This is a genomic window from Pseudosporangium ferrugineum, from assembly GCF_003002065.1.
GTDB lineage: Bacteria > Actinomycetota > Actinomycetes > Mycobacteriales > Micromonosporaceae > Actinoplanes > Actinoplanes ferrugineus_A.
Map to the genome: position 1 here is coordinate 1 of NZ_PVZG01000003.1, position 16478 is coordinate 16478.

15 protein-coding genes are annotated in these 16478 nt (G+C 71.2%); 6 read left to right on the forward strand and 9 right to left on the reverse strand.

Going from position 1 to position 16478, the window contains the following annotated elements:
• The first annotated feature begins 360 nt into the window (after positions 1-360).
• Both CLV70_RS07330 and CLV70_RS07335 read left to right on the forward strand, forming a co-directional pair.
• Positions 361-1065 carry a DUF998 domain-containing protein gene (locus tag CLV70_RS07330; protein WP_106125648.1) on the forward strand — a complete coding sequence of 235 codons (705 nt, stop codon included), beginning with the start codon at positions 361-363 and terminating at the stop codon, positions 1063-1065.
• A complete protein-coding gene (locus tag CLV70_RS07335) occupies positions 996-1523 on the forward strand; it encodes a helix-turn-helix domain-containing protein (RefSeq protein ID WP_106125649.1) in 528 nt (175 codons plus the stop codon). Before CLV70_RS07330 ends, CLV70_RS07335 begins: the two co-directional genes overlap by 70 nt.
• 298 nt (positions 1524-1821) lie before the next feature.
• Here CLV70_RS07335 and CLV70_RS07340 read toward each other — a convergent pair whose 3' ends face one another.
• The 3 genes from CLV70_RS07340 to CLV70_RS07350 are packed head-to-tail and all read right to left on the reverse strand — an operon-like array spanning position 1822 to position 5143.
• Entirely contained in the window at positions 1822-2406 is a 585-nt protein-coding gene (locus CLV70_RS07340) for a TetR/AcrR family transcriptional regulator (RefSeq protein ID WP_106125650.1), read from the reverse strand.
• Between the two features lie 5 nt (positions 2407-2411).
• Positions 2412-4553, reverse strand: a complete 2142-nt coding sequence (locus CLV70_RS07345; RefSeq protein WP_106125651.1) for a YhgE/Pip domain-containing protein — start codon at positions 4551-4553, stop codon at positions 2412-2414.
• Positions 4550-5143 carry an ABC transporter ATP-binding protein gene (locus CLV70_RS07350; RefSeq protein WP_106126042.1) on the reverse strand — a complete coding sequence of 198 codons (594 nt, stop codon included), beginning with the start codon at positions 5141-5143 and terminating at the stop codon, positions 4550-4552. The genes CLV70_RS07345 and CLV70_RS07350 overlap by 4 nt, the downstream gene beginning before the upstream one ends.
• A 183-nt stretch (positions 5144-5326) precedes the next feature.
• Here CLV70_RS07350 and CLV70_RS07355 point away from each other — a divergent pair, with 183 nt between their 5' ends.
• On the forward strand, positions 5327-6295 hold the full coding sequence (locus CLV70_RS07355) for an LLM class F420-dependent oxidoreductase (RefSeq protein ID WP_106125652.1): 969 nt from the start codon (positions 5327-5329) through the stop codon (positions 6293-6295).
• Between the two features lie 201 nt (positions 6296-6496).
• Here CLV70_RS07355 and CLV70_RS07360 read toward each other — a convergent pair whose 3' ends face one another.
• Positions 6497-7336 carry a GNAT family N-acetyltransferase gene (locus tag CLV70_RS07360; RefSeq protein ID WP_106125653.1) on the reverse strand — a complete coding sequence of 280 codons (840 nt, stop codon included), beginning with the start codon at positions 7334-7336 and terminating at the stop codon, positions 6497-6499.
• Between the two features lie 124 nt (positions 7337-7460).
• Here CLV70_RS07360 and CLV70_RS07365 point away from each other — a divergent pair, with 124 nt between their 5' ends.
• A complete protein-coding gene (locus CLV70_RS07365) occupies positions 7461-8054 on the forward strand; it encodes a PadR family transcriptional regulator (protein WP_106125654.1) in 594 nt (197 codons plus the stop codon).
• A gap of 464 nt (positions 8055-8518) precedes the next feature.
• On the opposite strand, the gene ispG is transcribed toward CLV70_RS07365, so the two are convergent.
• From ispG to CLV70_RS07385, 4 genes are read right to left on the reverse strand one after another with little or no spacing between them, the layout of a single operon-like run.
• Positions 8519-9691 (reverse strand): flavodoxin-dependent (E)-4-hydroxy-3-methylbut-2-enyl-diphosphate synthase, encoded by a 1173-nt coding sequence (ispG, locus tag CLV70_RS07370; protein ID WP_106125655.1) that lies wholly within the window; start codon positions 9689-9691, stop codon positions 8519-8521.
• 7 nt (positions 9692-9698) lie between these two features.
• The gene (locus tag CLV70_RS07375) at positions 9699-10949 is read right to left on the reverse strand and encodes a M50 family metallopeptidase (protein WP_106125656.1); all 1251 of its coding nucleotides are present in this window, start codon (positions 10947-10949) and stop codon (positions 9699-9701) included.
• The gene (dxr, locus tag CLV70_RS07380; protein ID WP_106125657.1) at positions 10949-12160 is read right to left on the reverse strand and encodes a 1-deoxy-D-xylulose-5-phosphate reductoisomerase; all 1212 of its coding nucleotides are present in this window, start codon (positions 12158-12160) and stop codon (positions 10949-10951) included. Before dxr ends, CLV70_RS07375 begins: the two co-directional genes overlap by 1 nt.
• Positions 12161-12189: 29 nt before the next feature.
• A complete protein-coding gene (locus CLV70_RS07385) occupies positions 12190-12501 on the reverse strand; it encodes a hypothetical protein (protein WP_106125658.1) in 312 nt (103 codons plus the stop codon).
• Between the two features lie 90 nt (positions 12502-12591).
• Between CLV70_RS07385 and CLV70_RS07390 the strand changes: the two genes are divergently transcribed.
• Entirely contained in the window at positions 12592-13572 is a 981-nt protein-coding gene (locus tag CLV70_RS07390; protein ID WP_106125659.1) for a YhjD/YihY/BrkB family envelope integrity protein, read from the forward strand.
• On the opposite strand, the gene CLV70_RS07395 is transcribed toward CLV70_RS07390, so the two are convergent.
• Positions 13506-15650 carry an MMPL family transporter gene (locus CLV70_RS07395; protein ID WP_106125660.1) on the reverse strand — a complete coding sequence of 715 codons (2145 nt, stop codon included), beginning with the start codon at positions 15648-15650 and terminating at the stop codon, positions 13506-13508. The two genes, CLV70_RS07390 and CLV70_RS07395, sit on opposite strands and share 67 nt — an antisense overlap.
• A 118-nt stretch (positions 15651-15768) precedes the next feature.
• Here CLV70_RS07395 and CLV70_RS07400 point away from each other — a divergent pair, with 118 nt between their 5' ends.
• Positions 15769-16476 (forward strand): TetR/AcrR family transcriptional regulator, encoded by a 708-nt coding sequence (locus CLV70_RS07400; RefSeq protein WP_158277728.1) that lies wholly within the window; start codon positions 15769-15771, stop codon positions 16474-16476.
• The last annotated feature ends 2 nt before the right edge of the window (positions 16477-16478 follow it).

Consider the following 16478-nt stretch of genomic DNA (forward strand, 5'->3'; position numbering starts at 1 on the left):
GACCCAGCCACGCCCGCAGACCCAGCCACGCCCGCAGACCCAGCCACGCCCGCAGACCCAGCCACGCCCGCAGACTCAGCCACGTCCGCAGACCAGACACGCCACAGGCCGGCCACGCCGCAGACCCAGCCACCCCGCAGGCTGTGCCACTTAGCGCGCGACCCCAGCCCGGAGACCGGCCCTGCACCCCCAGCCACGACATAACGCGCGACCGCCAAGCCGCAGGCCTGGCGGGCAGAGCCACCGGCCGCACGGGTGGAGACCTGGGCGCGACGTGAGCCGCAGCGCCACCTGAAGGCGGGTCCGAACTGGCGAGGAGCGGCGGCATTGACGCCTCCTTCCAGGGATAGCTTGGAGCCCATGGTCCGGATCATGAATCCCGCCGCGACTCGCGCCAGCGGAACGGCCGCAGGCCTCACGGTGCTCTCAGGGGCGCTCATCATGCTGCTCACGCTCATCGCGGCGCCGGGTTCATGGCTGGAGGGCTACGTGAGCGAGGCGGGCACCTCCAGCGCGCCCTGGGCTACGGCGTACAGATGGGGGCTGATCGTGCTGGCCGTCGGAGTTGCGCTGCTCGGGCTGACGGTGCGACCGCTCTCCCGGCCGCTCGCGGCACTGCTGGGCGGCGCCGCCGTCTTCGCGGCCACGTCGGGGACGGTGCCCTGCACGGATCGCTGCCCCTTGCCACCGTTCGAGCCCACCACCGTTGGCGACGTCATGCACGCCGCCGCGAGCATTCTGGGAATGGTGCTCCTGGCGGCGGCCATGGCCACCATGGCGTTCTCGCCGGCCTTCCGCGTGGCCGCCCGGCGACTCGCGGCGGTGGCCGTGGTCCTGACCGTGCCGCTCGGTGGGGCCTTGGGCTTGACCATGCTCTTCGTCGGCCGGGCGCAGCTCGGGGCGACCCTGGAACGGGCGGTGCTCGCTGTTGCGGTCGCCTGGCTCATCGGCACCTCCACATTGACGATTTTACGTAAGTCCATCATAGTGGAGTCATGGAAGACGACACAACCTCATCGATCGAGCGCCGGGTCACCGAGCTCGAACGTCGCTTCGCCGAGCTGATCGGCAGGTCCGCGGACGAGAAGCCGGCGCCCACCCCCTCCCGGCCACCTGACACCTTCTGGGCGCTGAACGGCCTCCGCGACGTGGTCGGCGAAGACAACGCCGGAGCGGTGCTGTTCACCGGCATGGTCAACCTGCCGACCGGCGAGCATCTCGAGTGGCAGCACGACACCGCGGTGGACGACATGCTCGAGGCTGACTGGTCGGACTGGGCCGGCACACTCGGCGCCCTCGGGCACCCGATCCGCCTCCTGCTGCTGCGCCGCGTGCTGGCGGGCGCCCGCTCCGCGACCGAGCTGGCCGCCGACGAAGCCCTCGGGACCACCGGCCAGCTCTACCACCACCTGCGCCAGCTCGTGTCGGCCGGCTGGCTCCGCTCCTCCGTCCGAGGGCAATACACCGTGCCCGACGAGCGAGTGGTGCCGCTCCTGGTCATCCTCTCCGGAGCAAAACAATGACCTGACCGCGCAACTCAACAATGACGCCCGCTCGAAGGCTCTCGTCGGCGTCCCGGATCGGGTTCGCAACTGCTGCGGCTCCGCCGTCGTGCTACCGGAATCACGCGGCCATCACGCACTTGTGGCCGGCGCGACACCCTCAGCACAACGACCGACCGCATGCAGCAAGCGGACCGCACCCGTCGGCTGCCACCGCCTGCCTACAGAGCCCGCCTACAGAGCCCGCCCAGGCGGCATGAGCGCGACACACCGACGACGAGTCCTCGCGACCCCACCTGCTCTGAGCAGCGACGGCCCGTCAGGCGACGCGGCGGACGATGGACAGCAGGGACTGCTCGACGTCCTCGATCGCACGGTCCGGCTGGAAGACCAGCCAGTCCACCGCGACGACCAGGCCGACGCCGAACAGTGCCGACGACGCCACCCGTACGTCGAGGTCCTCGGGCAGGTCGCCGGAGTCCACCCCTGCCTGGACCGTCTCCGCGATGACGCCGATCGCCTGCTCGCGCAGCAGGATCAGCGTCTGCTGCCATTCCCGGTTCGTCCGCCACATCTCTGAGAGGAGCAGCTGTGCGAAGGCCCGGTAGCGCCGGATGTACTCGAGCTGGGCGCGTACGAGCGCGCCCACTGCCTCGCGGGGAGGCAGGCCGGCGACCGCCGTACGGAACTCGTCGGTCAGCAGGCCGATGCCGTGCCGCAGCAACTCCTCGAACAGCGCGGTCTTGGAGGCGAAGTTGTAGTAGACCGTGCCCTTGGCGACCTTGGCGCGCAGTGCGATGTCGTCCACCGTCGTCGCCGAGAAGCCTTGTTCGGCGATCAGTTCCACGGCCGCCTCGAACAGGCGTTGGCGGGTGTCCTCGCGCCGGCGGGTACGTCCGTCCACAGTTGTCAGATCACCAGCTCCGGATGCAGGTCCCCGTGTGTGAGGCGGCGTTTGCGGCCGGCCACCGCGACGGTCAGCGCCAGGGCGGCCAGCCCGTACCCGAGGAGGGCCAGGACGCCGGTGACCACCGTACCCGCCGGGCCTCCGTCGATGGTGTGGCGCAACGCCTCCACGACGTACGTCATGGGGAGCAGGGGATGGATCGCCTGGAAGAACCACGGCGTGGTCTGCACCGGATAGGTCCCACCCGACGAGGTGAGCTGCAGCATCAGCAGGGCGAGCGCCACGATCCGGCCGGCCGGGCCGAGCGCCGCGCCAAGCAATTGCATGACGGCGGCGAACGCTGCTGCGGTCAGCATCAGCAGCCCGAGGGTCGCCACCGGGGAGGCCGGTCCCAGCCCGAGCCCGAACACCACCACCAGGAACAACACCACGGCCTGCACCAGCCCGACCGCGAGCGCGGGCAGGAAGCCGGCCAGGGCCACCCGGCGCGCGGGCGCCCCCGAGACCACGTACCGGCGGTTCAGCGGCCGCATGACCATGTAGGTGATCATCGCACCGACCCAGAGCGCGAGGGCCAGGAAGTAGGGCGCGAACCCCACGCCGTAGGTGGCGGCCGCGTGGCGCACGTTCCGGTCCAGCCGCACGGGGTCGCTGAGCAGGTCTGCACGGGCCGCGGGGTCGTCGCCGTACCCGGGGATCCGGTTCGCGCCGTCGCTCAGCCCCGACGCGAGCCGGGAGGCGCCGCCCTGCAGGTCGCCGAGCCCGGCGGTGAGCCGGCGGCCACCCGAGGACAGCGTGTCCAGCCCGTTGTCCAGCCGGCGCGCCCCCGACGCGAGCTGGAAAATGCCGCCTCGCAGGTCGGCCGCGCCTGCCTGCGCGTCGGCCGCGCCCTTGTCCAGTTGCTGCGCGCCGGTCGCCAGGTCGCCGAGTCCGTCGGCCAGGTCGTCGACCCGCGCCCTCGCCGCAGCCACGTCGTCGGCCAGGTGCGGCGCGGCCTCCGCCACCTTGCGCGCGGTCTCTGCCACGTTCTGCAGGCGCTTGCTCAGCGCGGACAGGTCCGAGTCGTCGACGGCGGACTGCATCCGCTTCGCGGCATCGACCAACTCATCCGCGTACGCGCGAGCCTGGTCGACACCCGGGGTATCGCCGGGAAGGCCGTCCACGTACGCCCGCAGCCGCGTCGCGTTCCGCACGGCGTCGTCGGCGGCGGCGTCGAGTCTGCCGACGTTGCGGGACAGCAGGTCGGCACCGCGCGCGACCTGGTCGGCGGCGTCCTCGATGAGCCGGGCGTTGTCCCGCAGCACCGGTTCCACCCGGTCAGCGGCGGAGTCGACCGCGGTGGCGAGCCGGCGTCCGCCCGCGGCTGCCTGCTGCGTGCCCGTGGCGAGTTGAGCCGCGCCGGCCCGCAGCGCCGCGAGCCCGTCCGCGAGGTCGTCCGCGCCCTGTGCGGCCGACCCGAGACCGGAGGAGAGCTGTCCCGCGCCCCGCTCCGCGTCGGTCAGGCCTCCTTCCAGCTGATCGGCGCCCTCATGGGCGTCGCTCAGGCCGTCATCGAGCTGATGCGCGCCGTCGGCCGCCTTTTCGGTCTCCTGCTTCAGATCCGTGAATCCGATGAGCATCTTGTCGAAGTAGCCGGCCTGGGCGGTCTGCGCGGCGGCGGCGCGGACCTCCTCGAAGACGGTGCGCGAGAAGACTCCGGAAAGGTAGTTCGTGGCGTCGTCGTTGATGACGAGGAGTTCGGCGGCGCGTGGCTTCGCGTCGGCGTCCGGACCGGTGGTGAGATTCGCGGAGAAGTCGCGCGGAATTCGCAGTGCCAGCTGATAACGGCCGTCGGTCAGCCCGCGCTCCGCACCCCGCTCGTCGGTGACCTGCCAGTCGAAGATCTCCCGCTCCACCAGTTCGTCGGCGAGGTCCTTGCCGGCATGCACCCTGGTGCCGTCCGTGGCGGTGACCGCCGCGTCCTCCACGACGAGAGCAGCCGGAATGTGGCTGAGACGGCCGTAGGGATTCCAGAAGGCGGCGAGATAGAGCGCGCCGTACAGCAGGGGAATCACGCAGACCACGACGAGAGCCGCGGCGGGAAGGCGACCGCGGAAGAATCGGCGAAGCTCGAAGCCGGCGAGGCGAAGGCTGCTGGCGGTCATTTCTCGTCTCCTTCCCGATCGTCGCGGCCGTGGAGCCGAACCACAGTGGACACCCGCTTCTCGTCCACCTCTCTGGCGGTGATCAGCACTGCGACGCCCTCGGCCGTCGTCTCGCCGATCAGCCGCCAGAGCGCCTCCCGCTCCCCCGCGTCGAGCCCCTCGTCCACGCCGTCCAGCGCCACCACCTGTGGATCCGAGATCCGGGCCAGAACCAGACCCCACACCTGTCTCTCGTACGGGCTGAGCTCGAAGCCCCGCGCCGCGGGATCGAGGCCGTGCAGAGCCGTCTCCCCGCCCGGCCGTCGCCCGGTGAGCAGCATCCTCTCCCGGACGTGCTCAGCGACGGTCAGGACGGACTCCGGTTCGGAGACGCCCGGGACGTGGCCGAGTTCGGCCGTACCCGTGATGTCGACCCGGCCGGCCGACAACCGGAACCGCTGGGCGAGCGCGAGCAGCATGGTCGTGCGGCCACTTCCCGGCGGCCCGACGACCGCGGCGACCTCGCCGGGCGAAACGTCGAGGTCGAGGTCCTGGAAGAGCCATCGGCGCCGGTGGCGCACGCCCGCGCCCCGGGCACGGAGAACCGTCATAACGAACACCCACTTTTACACTGACTGGTCAGTGCAAAAACCTACCCCCGATGGTCCTCGGTGGAACGGTGGGGTGGCAGACCTCACGGCACCTCGGATTTTTCCCACCTCGAACGCGAGGAGAGCACGGTGGACCGAGCCGCGGCCGGCGGGCAGGATCGAAGCATGCTGAAGCGATGGGGCATGACCGTTCCGCTGGCCGGAGTTCCGCTCGTCGATCACGCCGCGGTGTTCGGGGCGCTGACCGATGCGGGCTTCACCGACCTGTGGTCGAGCGAGGTGAACGGCACCGACGCGTTCACACCGCTCACCCTCGCCTCCGCCTGGCAGCCCGGCGCCCGACTGGGCACCGCCATCGCCCCGGTCTTCACCCGGGGGCCGGGTCTGCTGGCGATGACCGCGGCTGCCCTCGCCGAGGCCGCGCCGGGTCGCTTCCAGCTGGGGATCGGCGCCTCCTCACCGGTCGTCGCGGGTGACTGGAACGCCGCGGAGTTCACTCAGCCCTACGCCCGGAGCAGAGACATGCTTCGCTTCCTCCGGGCGGCGCTGGCCGGCGAGACGGTCGACCAGTCGTACGAGACGTTCCGGGTCCGCCGCTTCCGCCTCGAACGCCCGCCGGCCGTTCCGCCGCAGCTCCTGCTTGCCGCGCTGCGTCCCGGCATGTTGAGGCTGGCGGCGGCCGAGGCCGACGGGGTGATCCTCAACTGGCTCGCCGCGACCGACTTCCCCCGAGTGCTCGCCGAGGCCAAGACCGACGACCCGGGCTTCGACGTCGTCGCTCGCATCTTCGTGTGCCCGACGGCCGACGCTGCGCATGCCCGCACCGTGGGCCGTCGCATGATCGCCGCCTACCTGACCGTGCCGGCCTACCTGGAATTTCACCGCTGGCTCGGCCGCGAACCGGTCCTCGCTCCGATGTGGAAGGCGTGGGCGGCCGGTGACCGCAAGGCCGCACTCGCCGCCATCCCGGACGAGGCGGTCGACCAGCTGATCGTGCACGGCACCCCGGAGGAGTGCGGCCTCCACGTCGCGCGCTACGCCGAAGCCGGGGTCAAGGTGCCGGTGATGGCCCTGCTTCCCACGCCGGAGCTCGAGAAGGGAGGCCCCGCGGCGCTCAAAGCCCTGATCACCGCCTTGAGGCCGCCGCAGTGAGCAACCCTCGAGGCCCCCGCGGTAAGCAACGTTGAGGCCCGCAGTGAGCGACCCCTAAGGCCCCCGCGGTGAGCGACCCCTAAGGCCCCCGCGGTGAGCAACCCTTGAGGCCCAGCGGTGAGCAACCTTCAAGCCCTCGCGGTGAGCAACCTTGAAGCCCTCGCCGTGAGCAACCCTTGAGGCCGCCGCGGTGAGCGACCGCTAGAACAACACCGTCGCGAAGTTGCCCTGCTGCACGAAGCCGCACCGCGCGTAGACCCGGCGGGCGGCGGCGTTGTAGTCGTTCACGTACAGGCTCACCGTGGGAGCGACCCGGCGCAGTGCATCACGGAGGACCGCTGCCATCGCTCCCGCCGCCAGGCCGCGGCCGCGGTATTCCGGGTCCACCCAGACTCCCTGCACCTGGGTGGTTCGCCGGGTCACGATGGCCAGCTCCGCCTTGAAGATCACCCGGTCGCCGACGAAGCGTGCGTAGGCGCGCTTGCCGCGGACCAGCTCGGCGATGCGGCGGCGGTAGCCCCGGCCACCGTCGTCGAGCAGGGGGGAGACTCCGACTTCCTCGGTGTACATGGCTACCGCGGCAGGGAAGAGCTGGTCCACCTCTTTGGTGTTGACCAGGCGCACCTCGGGGTCCGGGGCGATCGGGGCCTCGCGGTCCGCCACGAGCAGGGGCTGATGGGGGCGCACGTCGCGGGCCGGGCCCCAGTGGCCGCCGAGGCGGTCCCAGAGGTCGAGGACAGCGTCGGCGCGGCCGATGATCGACGAGCAGATGCGGGGGTCGGCGCCCAGCAGGTCGGCGAACGCCGCGACGGCGGCCGGGGTGGCGCAGACCGGCACCAGGTGGGCGCCCGACCAGCACAGGGATTCGACGCGGCGACCGGGGCCGTACCCGTAGATGCGGCCGTCCGAGCGCCACCAGTTCAGGCCGTGGGCGGCTACGCGCTCGGCGATCTGGGCGCCGGCGTACGGGTCTTGGTCGAGGATCCGCTCGACCGTGGCGCGCTCGGGCTCCCCGAGTTGGCGAATGGGCACCGTCAGCACAGGTATCAGATTGCCAGATGGTGGCCCCCGCATGCCCTCCGCGCCCCGCCTGTTTGAAGAAACCCTTGTCGTCGACACGTTGCCGATATATCGTCTAACTATCGACAACAGATCGGAGATAGTCATGAGGCACGAACACCTGCGTCACCTGCACGAGGCTCGGATGCGGAACTTCGGGTTCCCGCCCGGGTTCCCCTTCGGCCAGGGCGGTGCCGGCTTCGGCGGTCCGGGCTGGGGACATGAGGGCCCCGGCGGTCGCGGCCATCGTCGCGGCGGGCGAGGAAGCCGGCCCAACGTCCGGCCCGCCCTGCTCGCGCTCCTGCTGGAGCGTCCGATGCACGGGTACGAGATGATCCAGGAGTTGGAGAGCCGCACCGGCGGCATCTGGCGTCCCAGCCCCGGCTCCGTCTACCCGACCCTCCAACTGCTGGAGGACGAGGGCCTGATCGAGGCCGAGGCCACCGGCGGCCGCAAGCGCTTCACGCTCACCGAGGCCGGCCGCGCCGAGGCGCAGACCGCCGCGGAGAACCCGCCGTGGGCCCAGTTCAGCGACGACACGATGTCGCAGGTCCAGGACTTCCGCGACGCGGCAGTCGGGATCATGAGCGCCCTGCGCCAGGTCGGCTTCAACGGCACGCCGGAGCAGCGCCAGCGCGCCCTCGAGATCCTCAACGAGACGAAGCGGAAGCTCTACGCGATCCTCGCCGACGGCGAGTAACCCGCCTGACGAATGGGCGCACCGATCCGGTGCGCCCATTCTGCGTTTGCCGACGTGCTCGGAGAAGCGGCCAAGCGTCTCCACCGGTCAGCAGCGGACCCGGCAGAACGCGCAGGGCGGCGGCCAAGAGAGAGGCCACGCGAGAAGCAAACCGAGCCGGCCCAGAGCCAACAGGCCGGCAGAGCCAACAGACGAGGCAAAGACGCCGGGCGGCGAAACGCCCGGTTAAGCAGAACGCCCCGCCAAGCAGAACACCCGGCCAGGCAGAGACAGCGGGCAAGCAGAGACGGCGGGCGAGCAGAGACGGCGGGCAAGCAGGGACGGGAGGCCGGAGCGGCCCCGGGCGGGACCGGGGCACGCCAGGCGGATTTCGTCAGGAGCCGTGTGCGGGCTCGGGCCGGTGCTGCGGTTGTCGGGCTTGTCGCGCCGTACCGGAAAAGGTTTGTCTGTTTCTTGCGCGAGCCTCAGTGGACCGTGACCTGGGGGCCGGGGAGGAGTTCGCGGAGTTCGTCCGGGAGGTCGGCGCCCATGTCGTCGGCCAGGCGGAGGGCTTCCTCGACGAGGGTCTCGACGATGATCGATTCCGGGACCGTCTTGATGACCTTGCCCTTGACGAAGATCTGGCCCTTGCCGTTGCCCGACGCGACGCCGAGGTCGGCTTCGCGGGCCTCGCCGGGGCCGTTGACGACGCAGCCCATGACGGCGACGCGGAGCGGGACCGGGAAGCCTTCGAGGGCGGCTGTGACCTGCTCGGCGAGGGTGTAGACGTCGACCTGGGCTCGGCCGCAGGAGGGGCAGGAGACGATCTCGAGGCCGCGTTCGCGCAGGCCGAGGGACTCGAGGATGGCCTGGCCGACCTTGATCTCCTCGACCGGCGGGGCGGAGAGCGAGACGCGGATGGTGTCGCCGATGCCTTCCGCGAGGAGGGCGCCGAACGCGACCGCGCTCTTGATCGTGCCCTGGAAGGCCGGGCCCGCCTCGGTCACGCCGAGGTGGAGCGGGTAGTCGCACTGCTCGGCGAGCTGGCGGTAGGCGCGGATCATCACGACCGGGTCGTTGTGCTTGACCGAGATCTTGATGTCGCGGAAGCCGTGCTCCTCGAACAGCGAGCATTCCCAGAGCGCCGACTCGACGAGGGCCTCGGCCGTCGCCTTGCCGTACTTCTCCAGCAGGCGCTTGTCGAGGGAGCCCGCGTTGACGCCGATGCGGATCGGGGTGCCGGCGTCGGAGGCCGCCCTGGCGATCTCCTTGACCTTGTCGTCGAACTGGCGGATGTTGCCGGGGTTGACCCGGACCGCCGCGCAGCCGGCGTCGATCGCCGCGAAGACGTACTTGGGCTGGAAGTGGATGTCGGCGATCACCGGGATCTGCGACTTCTTGGCGATCGCGGGGAGCGCCTCCACGTCGTCCTGCGACGGGACCGCGACCCGGACGATCTGGCAGCCGGAGGCGGTGAGCTCGGCGATCTGCTGCAGCGTGGCGTTGACGTCCGCGGTGAGCGTGGTGGTCATCGACTGGACGCTGACCGGGGCACCGCCGCCGACCAGCACCCCACCGACGTTGATCTGCCGGCTGGGGCGCCGGGACGCCAGCGGGGGCGGGGGTACGGCGGGCATACCGAGACTGATTGCGGTCATTTCACACTCACCTGGAGAAGATCGAGATCGGGTTGACGACGTCGGCGGTGATCGTCAGCAGCGTGAACGCGCCACCGATCAGGATGACGGCGTAGGTCAACGGCATGAGCTTGTAGTAGTCGACGCGCCCGGGGTCGGGCTTCTTCAGTCGAGCGTAGATCCACGAGCGGACGCGCTCGTACCAGGCGATCGCGATGTGACCGCCGTCCACCGGCAGCAGCGGCAACAGGTTGAAGAGGCCGATGAAGACGTTCAGCGAGATGAAGATCATCAGGAAGATCTCGGGCACGCCGCGCTCGATCGCCTCACCGCCGAGCCGGCTCGCGCCCACCACGCTGATCGGGGTGTCGGGGTCGCGTTCGTCGCCGGTGATGGAATTCCAGAGCGCGGGCACCTTCTCCGGGATGCGCTTCATCGCCGCGAAGGACGCCTTCACCAGGGTCCAGCCGTAGTCGAAGCTGGCGCCCACGCCGTCGATCGGGCCGTACGTGACCAGCCCCGGCATGTCGAGCCGCGGGCCCACGCCGGCGACGGCCACCTGCTTGACCTCGCCGTCGGGGTCGTCGAGCGGCGCACGCTGGGCGGAGATCAGGTTGACCTTCGTGGTGCCGGCCACGCCGTCACGGGTGTAGCCGAACGGGACCTCGCCCGGGGGCAGCGCGCGGATGGCGTCGGTCAGCTCCCCGTAGTTCTGGATCGGCTTGCCGCCGACGCTGGTGATGATGTCGCCGCTCTTGAGGCCGGCCACCGCCGCGGGAGCCTTCGGGTCGGTCGGCGCGCAGCCCTGCTGGTCGGTGACGACCAGTTGCACGCACTCGCCGACCGAGATCCGCGCCGGGATCGCGCGCTCCTCCGCGGCGGTCTGCGGCAGGTCGGGGTTGGGCAGTCCGACGAAGACCGCCGCGAACCACGTCGCCACGATCGCCAGCACGAAATGGGTGATCGAGCCGGCGGACATGACGATCGTGCGTTTCCACACCGGGAACCGCCACATGGCCCGCGGCTGGTCCTCCGGGGCGACGTCGTCGTCCTGCGGCGTCATGCCGACGATCTTGCAGAAGCCGCCGAGCGGGATCGCCTTGAGGCCGTACTCGGTCTCGCCGCGGTGGAAGGAGAAGATCGTCGGCCCGAAGCCCACGAAATACTTCGTCACCTTCATGCCGAACCGCTTGGCCGTGATCATGTGGCCCAGCTCGTGCAGGCTCACCGAGATCAGGATCGCGAGCGCGAACGCCGCCGTCCCCAACCAATACAGCATCAGGCTCCTTCAGCCGCAGTCGCGATCATCCGCTGTGCCTGGGACCGCGCCCAGGTCTCCGCGGCAAGCACCTCATCGACGGTACCCGGCTCGTCCAGCCCGGGCGCCGCCGCGAGCACCGCCGCCAGGGTGTCGACGATGCCCAGAAAAGGTAGCCGACCGGACACGAAGGCGGCCACACACTCCTCGTTGGCGGCGTTGAAGATCGCCGGACGGCAGCGGCCCGTGCGGCCGGCCTCCTTGGCGAGCTCCACCGCGGGGAACGCCTCGGCGTCGAGAGGGCGCAGCTCCCAGGTGTGCGCGAGGGTCCAGTCCACCGCGGCGGCTGCCTCCGGCACCCTTTCCGGCCAGGCCAGCGCCAGCGCGATCGGCAGCCGCATGTCGGGCGGGCTCGCCTGGGCCAGCGTCGACCCGTCGGTGAACTCGACCAGCGAGTGCAGCACCGACTGCGGGTGCACCATCACCTCGATGTCGTCGTACGGCACACCGAACAACTCGTGCGCCTCGATCACCTCGAGCCCCTTGTTCACCATCGTCGCCGAGTTGATCGTGACGACCGGGCCCATGTCCCACGTCGGATGCTTGAGCGCCTCGTCCGGGGTGACGTTCGCCAGCTCGCTGCGCCGCCGGTCCCGGAACGCGCCGCCGCTGGCCGTGAGGACCAGCCGGCGCACCTCCCGCTCGGCGCCGCCACGCAGGCACTGGGCGAGCGCGGAATGCTCGGAGTCGACGGGAACGATCTGCCCCGGCCGCGTCGCCGCGGCCTTGACCAGCGGGCCGCCGGCCACGAGCGACTCCTTGTTGGCGAGCGCGAGCGTACGCCCGGAACGCAGCGCCGCCAGCGTCGGCGCGAGCCCGAGGCTGCCGACCACCCCGTTGAGCACCACGTCGCACGGCCACTGCGCGAGCTCGGTCATCGCATCCGGCCCGGCCACGATCTTGGGAAGCTTGAAGTCGCCGGTGGCCCAGCCCCGCTTCTGCGCCTCGGCGTAGAACGCGAGCTGCAGATCCTGCACGACACTCGACCGGGCCACGCCGACGACGTCCACGCCCAGCTCCAGCGCCTGCGCGGCAAGAAGCTCGACGTTGCCGCCGCCGGCACCGAGCGCGACCACCCGGAACCTGTCCGGATTGCGCCGGACGATGTCGATGGCCTGGGTCCCGATGGAACCGGTGGAACCGAGCAGCACGAGCTCACGCATGACAGCCATCTTCCCGGACGCCCCCACGGCCCCTCCGCTCAGCCTTCCTCGTCGAGCAGGTCGGCCGGATCGATCTCGAACGCGAACGGCTCCCGCATCGCGAACGTCCCGCCTCCGGCCGCCGCCACGACGGGGACATACTCGCCGTCGGCCAGCTCGTGCAGCACCAGCGACGGGCCCCGGTCACGAAGGTCGAAATCCGCGCCGGGACTCACCACGACGCTTCCGCCGACCACCTCGACCCGCGGGCCGTTGTTCTCGGGCAGCAGGTCGAGGGCTTGCTGCGCGGTCCACGGCCGGGTGAGCACGCCGAGATGGCCGAAGGACGGCGCTGCGAGGGTCGATGCCATGGAACTCACCTCCTGCGGGAATCGTGCCAGAGTCGGGGTCGTCACGGCTCGGGCCTGTGGACAAGCCGGGTGGGTGGGTATGGGTAGGGGATGCGAAACCTGCGCCGGCTGGTGGCCGTCACGTTCCGCCCGTTGCGGGGACGGGATCTTGCTCTGCATGCCGCCGCGATCACGTTCTACGCCGGGATCGCCGTCGTGCCGGTGGCGTTGCTGGCGGTGTGGATCACCGGGTTGGTGGCCGGGCCGGAGCGGGTGCGGCAGCTCACCGGGCAGGCGGTCGCCGCCCTTCCGGACGCGATCGGGGCGCCGGACGCGCTGGCCCGGCTGATCGAGGCCGGCCTGCAGCTGACGCCGGTGCTGGCCCTGGCCAGCCTGCTGCCCGCCACGCTCTACGGCGAGGGCCTGCGCCGCGCGTTCGTGAGCCTGCGCACCCGGCCGGCCGGCCGGCTCGAAGTGAAGCAGCGGCAGCCGCGGGAGGAGTCCCTGGTGGGCTGGCGTGGCCGGGTGCTCTGGCTGCCGTTGCTCGCCGCCTCCCCCGCCCTGCTGCTCGCCCTGTTCCTGGCCCTGCCGGTGACCAGCGGCCTGTGGGTACGCGGCGGCTGGTACTCGGTGGCCGGCGTCGTCCTGTCCTTCCTGGCCGCCTGGCTGGTCCTGACCCCGGTGGTCATCTGGGTGTACCGCGGGGTGGCGCCCGGCCGGCGGGAGTGGCTCGCGACGGTGCTCGTGGGTTCGTTCACCGCCGCGAACCTGTCCGGCTTCCTGCACGGGTTCGTGCTGTTCTGCTCGCTGCCCCTGGATCTGGGAGCGCCGTTCGGCGGGTTCACCGAGATCGGCGGGGTGGTGGCCGTCGGGCTGTGGCTGTACCTGTTCCACGTGATCCTGCTGGCCGGGTTCGCCGCTACGGAGAGCGCGAGTGCGTACCAGCGGTCCCGCGGCGACGGCAACGGCGAGCAGAACGCCGCCGCCGCGAATCCGGAGGTGTCAGCAGTCGCCGCAGGGTGCCCTCAGGCGGACACCGACTCGGGCCGCGCCGGGGCGTCCGGGGCGGGCGGCGTCTCGTGGATGCCGTAGCGGGCGTAGAAGCGGCCCAGCACCCCCGGCGCCCACCAGTTCCATCGGCCCAGCAGGCGCATCGTCGCCGGGACCAGCAAAGCCCGGACCAGGGTCGCGTCGACCACAATGGCCACGATCATGCCGACGCCGATGGTCTTGATGACGGTGACGCCGCCGGTGGCGAAGCCGGCCACGACGGTGATCAGCAGCAGCGCGGCGGCCGTGATGATGCCGCCGGTGTGCTGCAGGCCGGTGGCCACCGCGGCGGTGTTGTCCTGCCGGGCATCCCATTCCTCGCGGACGCGCGACAGCAGGAACACCTCGTAGTCGGTGGCCAGGCCGAACAGGACCGCCAGGACCAGGATCATGTTGCTGGGTTCGATGTAGCCGGTCGACTCGAAGCGCAGCAGGCTCTCGAAGTGGCCCTCCTGGAAGATGAAGACCACCACGCCGAAGGAGGCGCCGATCGAGACCAGGTTCATCAGCACCGCCTTGACCGGCAGCAGGATCGAGCCGAACGCGAGGAACAGCAGCACCATGGTGGCCGTCGCCATGATCAGCGCCATCCAGGGCAGCCGGTCCGCGAGGCTCTCCAGCAGGTCCAGGTCGATCGCCGGGCGCCCGCCGACGAGCATCTCGGCGCCGGCCGGCGGGGACAGGTCACGGATGCCGGAGACGATCTCCCGGGACTCCGCGCCGGAGAGGGTGGCCGGGTAGGTGACCGTGATCAGCGTGGCGTCGCCCCGGGCGGCGGTCACGGTGGCGGCGGTGACCTCGGGCAGGGCGCCGATCCGCTCGGGCAGGCCGGCGGCGGGGCCGGTGACCAGCACGGTGATCGGGTCCTCGCCGCCGCCGGGGAAGTCCGCGTCGAGCCGTTCCCCGACGACGCGGGCCGCGGAGCCGGGCGGCAGGACCCGCTCGTCGAAGCCGCCGAACTGGACGCGCAGGAAGGGCCCGGCGAACACCACGAGCACGGCGAGCACGCCCACGACGTACAGGATGGGGCGTTGCATGACGCTGTGCGCGAGCCTGGCCCATCCCCCGCCGGCGCCGGCGCGCTTGCGCGACGGGAGCGGGATGCGCAGCTTGTCGATGCGGTGCCCGAGCAGGGACAGCGCCGCCGGCAGCACGGTGAGCGCGGCGAGCATGGCGACCAGCACGGCGGCCATGCCGCCGATCGCCAGGCCGCCGAGGAACGGCTGGGGGAAGATCAGCAGACTGGAGAGCGCCAGGACGATGGTCAGGCCCGAGACCATGACCGTACGCCCGGCGGTGGCGACCGTGATCCGGATCGCGGCCGGCACGTCACGGCCGTGCGCCAGCTCCTCGCGGAAGCGGCTGACCACGAAGAGCGAGTAGTCGACGGCCATGCCGAGCCCGAGCAGCGTGATGACGTTGATCGCGAAGACCGAGATGTCGGTGAGATACGTCAGCGCCCGCACGGCCAGGAACGCGCCGAGGATCGCGACGCCGCCGATGACCAGCGGTGACAGGGCCGCGACGAGGCCGCGGAAGATGAGGACGAGCAGGATGAACAGCACCGGCAGGGAGAAGATCTCGGCGCGGGTGATGTCCTCCTCGGTCTGCGTGTTCGCCTGGTCGGTGAAGGCGACGAGCCCGCCGACCTGGGTGCGCAGCCCGGGCGCGGCGAAGTCCCCCTCGATGCGGTGGTAGGCGGCCATCTTGCCGTCCTCGTCCGCGGCCCTCAGGTGCACGGCGGCGTACGTGGCCCGCTTGTCGGTGCTGACCAGGACCGGCGGCGCCTGCGGGTCGGTGTACGCGGCGACCTGCGCCACCTCGGGCCGGGCGCGGATGCGGGCCACCGCGTCGGCGACGGCCGTGCGGTAGGTGTCGTCCTCGACCGTGGCGGTGTCGCTGGACCAGAGCACGACGAGGTCGGGGTCGCGCGTGCCGAGCTGCTGGGCGATGGCGGCCGCCGCCCGGTTCGACTCGCTGTCCGGGTCGTCGTAGCCGCCGCCGGTGAGCGCGCCGAACACGCCGGCTCCCCAGGTGGCGCCGGCCACGACCAGGGCGAGCGTCGCCGCGACCACCCACCAGCGCAGCCGTACGACGGCCCCGCCCCACCAGCCGAACATTTCGCCTGCCTCCCCGCGAGCCGCTAGAGTCGCCACAGATCATCCGCGAATCGGTGAACGGCGTTTACCCTTGCAAACATCGTTCACCGACGTCAATGGAGGCGCTATGACGCCCGCTATGACGACTGCCACGCCCAGTCGCCGGGAGCGGTTGCGCGCGGAGACCATCGCGGACATCAAGGACGCCGCCCGGCGCCTGCTGGTCACCGGCGGCCCCACCGCGATCTCCCTGCGCGCCATCGCCCGCGACGTGGGCCTGACCGCGCCGGCGCTGTACCGCTACTTCGACGGGCTGGACGCCCTGGTCCTCGCGATCGTCTCAGACCTCTTCGAGGACCTGCGCACCACCGTGCAGGACATCGCGGCCGACCACGCCGGCGAGGAGGCTCTCACCCGCATCGCGCACATGGCACGCGGCTTCCGGCGGTGGGCGCTGGCCCACCCCGCCGAATTCGCGCTGATGTTCGGCAGCCCCGTGCCCGGCGTCACCCCGTTCAGCGGGCTCTGCGGGCCGATCGTCGACGCCGGCGCGCGCTTCGGCGAGACGTTCTTCGCGGTGCTCGGCGAGCACTACGAGCACCACCCGTACGTCGGGGAACCGCACGACCTGCCCGACGCCGCGCTGCGCGAGCTGCTCCGGCCGTACACCGAGACCTTCGGCGACCGCTTCCCGCTGCCGGTCGTCTACCTCTTCGTGGCGGCCTGGACCCGCCTCTACGGCATCGTGGCGATGGAGGTCTTCGGCCACCTGGCCTGGGCGACGACGGACGTGGAACCGCTCTTCGAAGTGGAATTGGCCCGAACTGTCCGCCAGTTGGCGCGCTAAGC

Excerpts from the sequence above, each read along its gene's own strand:
- CLV70_RS07385 (WP_106125658.1), bottom strand. The coding sequence starts at position 12,501 with ATGGCATCGACCCTCGCAGCGCCGTCCTTCGGCCATCTCGGCGTGCTC.
- CLV70_RS07375 (WP_106125656.1), bottom strand. The coding sequence starts at position 10,949 with ATGCTGTATTGGTTGGGGACGGCGGCGTTCGCGCTCGCGATCCTGATC.
- ispG (WP_106125655.1), bottom strand. The coding sequence starts at position 9,691 with ATGACCGCAATCAGTCTCGGTATGCCCGCCGTACCCCCGCCCCCGCTG.
- CLV70_RS07395 (WP_106125660.1), bottom strand. The coding sequence starts at position 15,650 with ATGTTCGGCTGGTGGGGCGGGGCCGTCGTACGGCTGCGCTGGTGGGTG.
- CLV70_RS07330 (WP_106125648.1), top strand. The coding sequence starts at position 361 with ATGGTCCGGATCATGAATCCCGCCGCGACTCGCGCCAGCGGAACGGCC.
- CLV70_RS07355 (WP_106125652.1), top strand. The coding sequence starts at position 5,327 with ATGACCGTTCCGCTGGCCGGAGTTCCGCTCGTCGATCACGCCGCGGTG.
- CLV70_RS07365 (WP_106125654.1), top strand. The coding sequence starts at position 7,461 with ATGAGGCACGAACACCTGCGTCACCTGCACGAGGCTCGGATGCGGAAC.
- CLV70_RS07345 (WP_106125651.1), bottom strand. The coding sequence starts at position 4,553 with ATGACCGCCAGCAGCCTTCGCCTCGCCGGCTTCGAGCTTCGCCGATTC.
- CLV70_RS07350 (WP_106126042.1), bottom strand. The coding sequence starts at position 5,143 with ATGACGGTTCTCCGTGCCCGGGGCGCGGGCGTGCGCCACCGGCGCCGA.
- CLV70_RS07390 (WP_106125659.1), top strand. The coding sequence starts at position 12,592 with ATGCGAAACCTGCGCCGGCTGGTGGCCGTCACGTTCCGCCCGTTGCGG.
- CLV70_RS07335 (WP_106125649.1), top strand. The coding sequence starts at position 996 with ATGGAAGACGACACAACCTCATCGATCGAGCGCCGGGTCACCGAGCTC.
- CLV70_RS07400 (WP_158277728.1), top strand. The coding sequence starts at position 15,769 with ATGACGACTGCCACGCCCAGTCGCCGGGAGCGGTTGCGCGCGGAGACC.
- dxr (WP_106125657.1), bottom strand. The coding sequence starts at position 12,160 with ATGGCTGTCATGCGTGAGCTCGTGCTGCTCGGTTCCACCGGTTCCATC.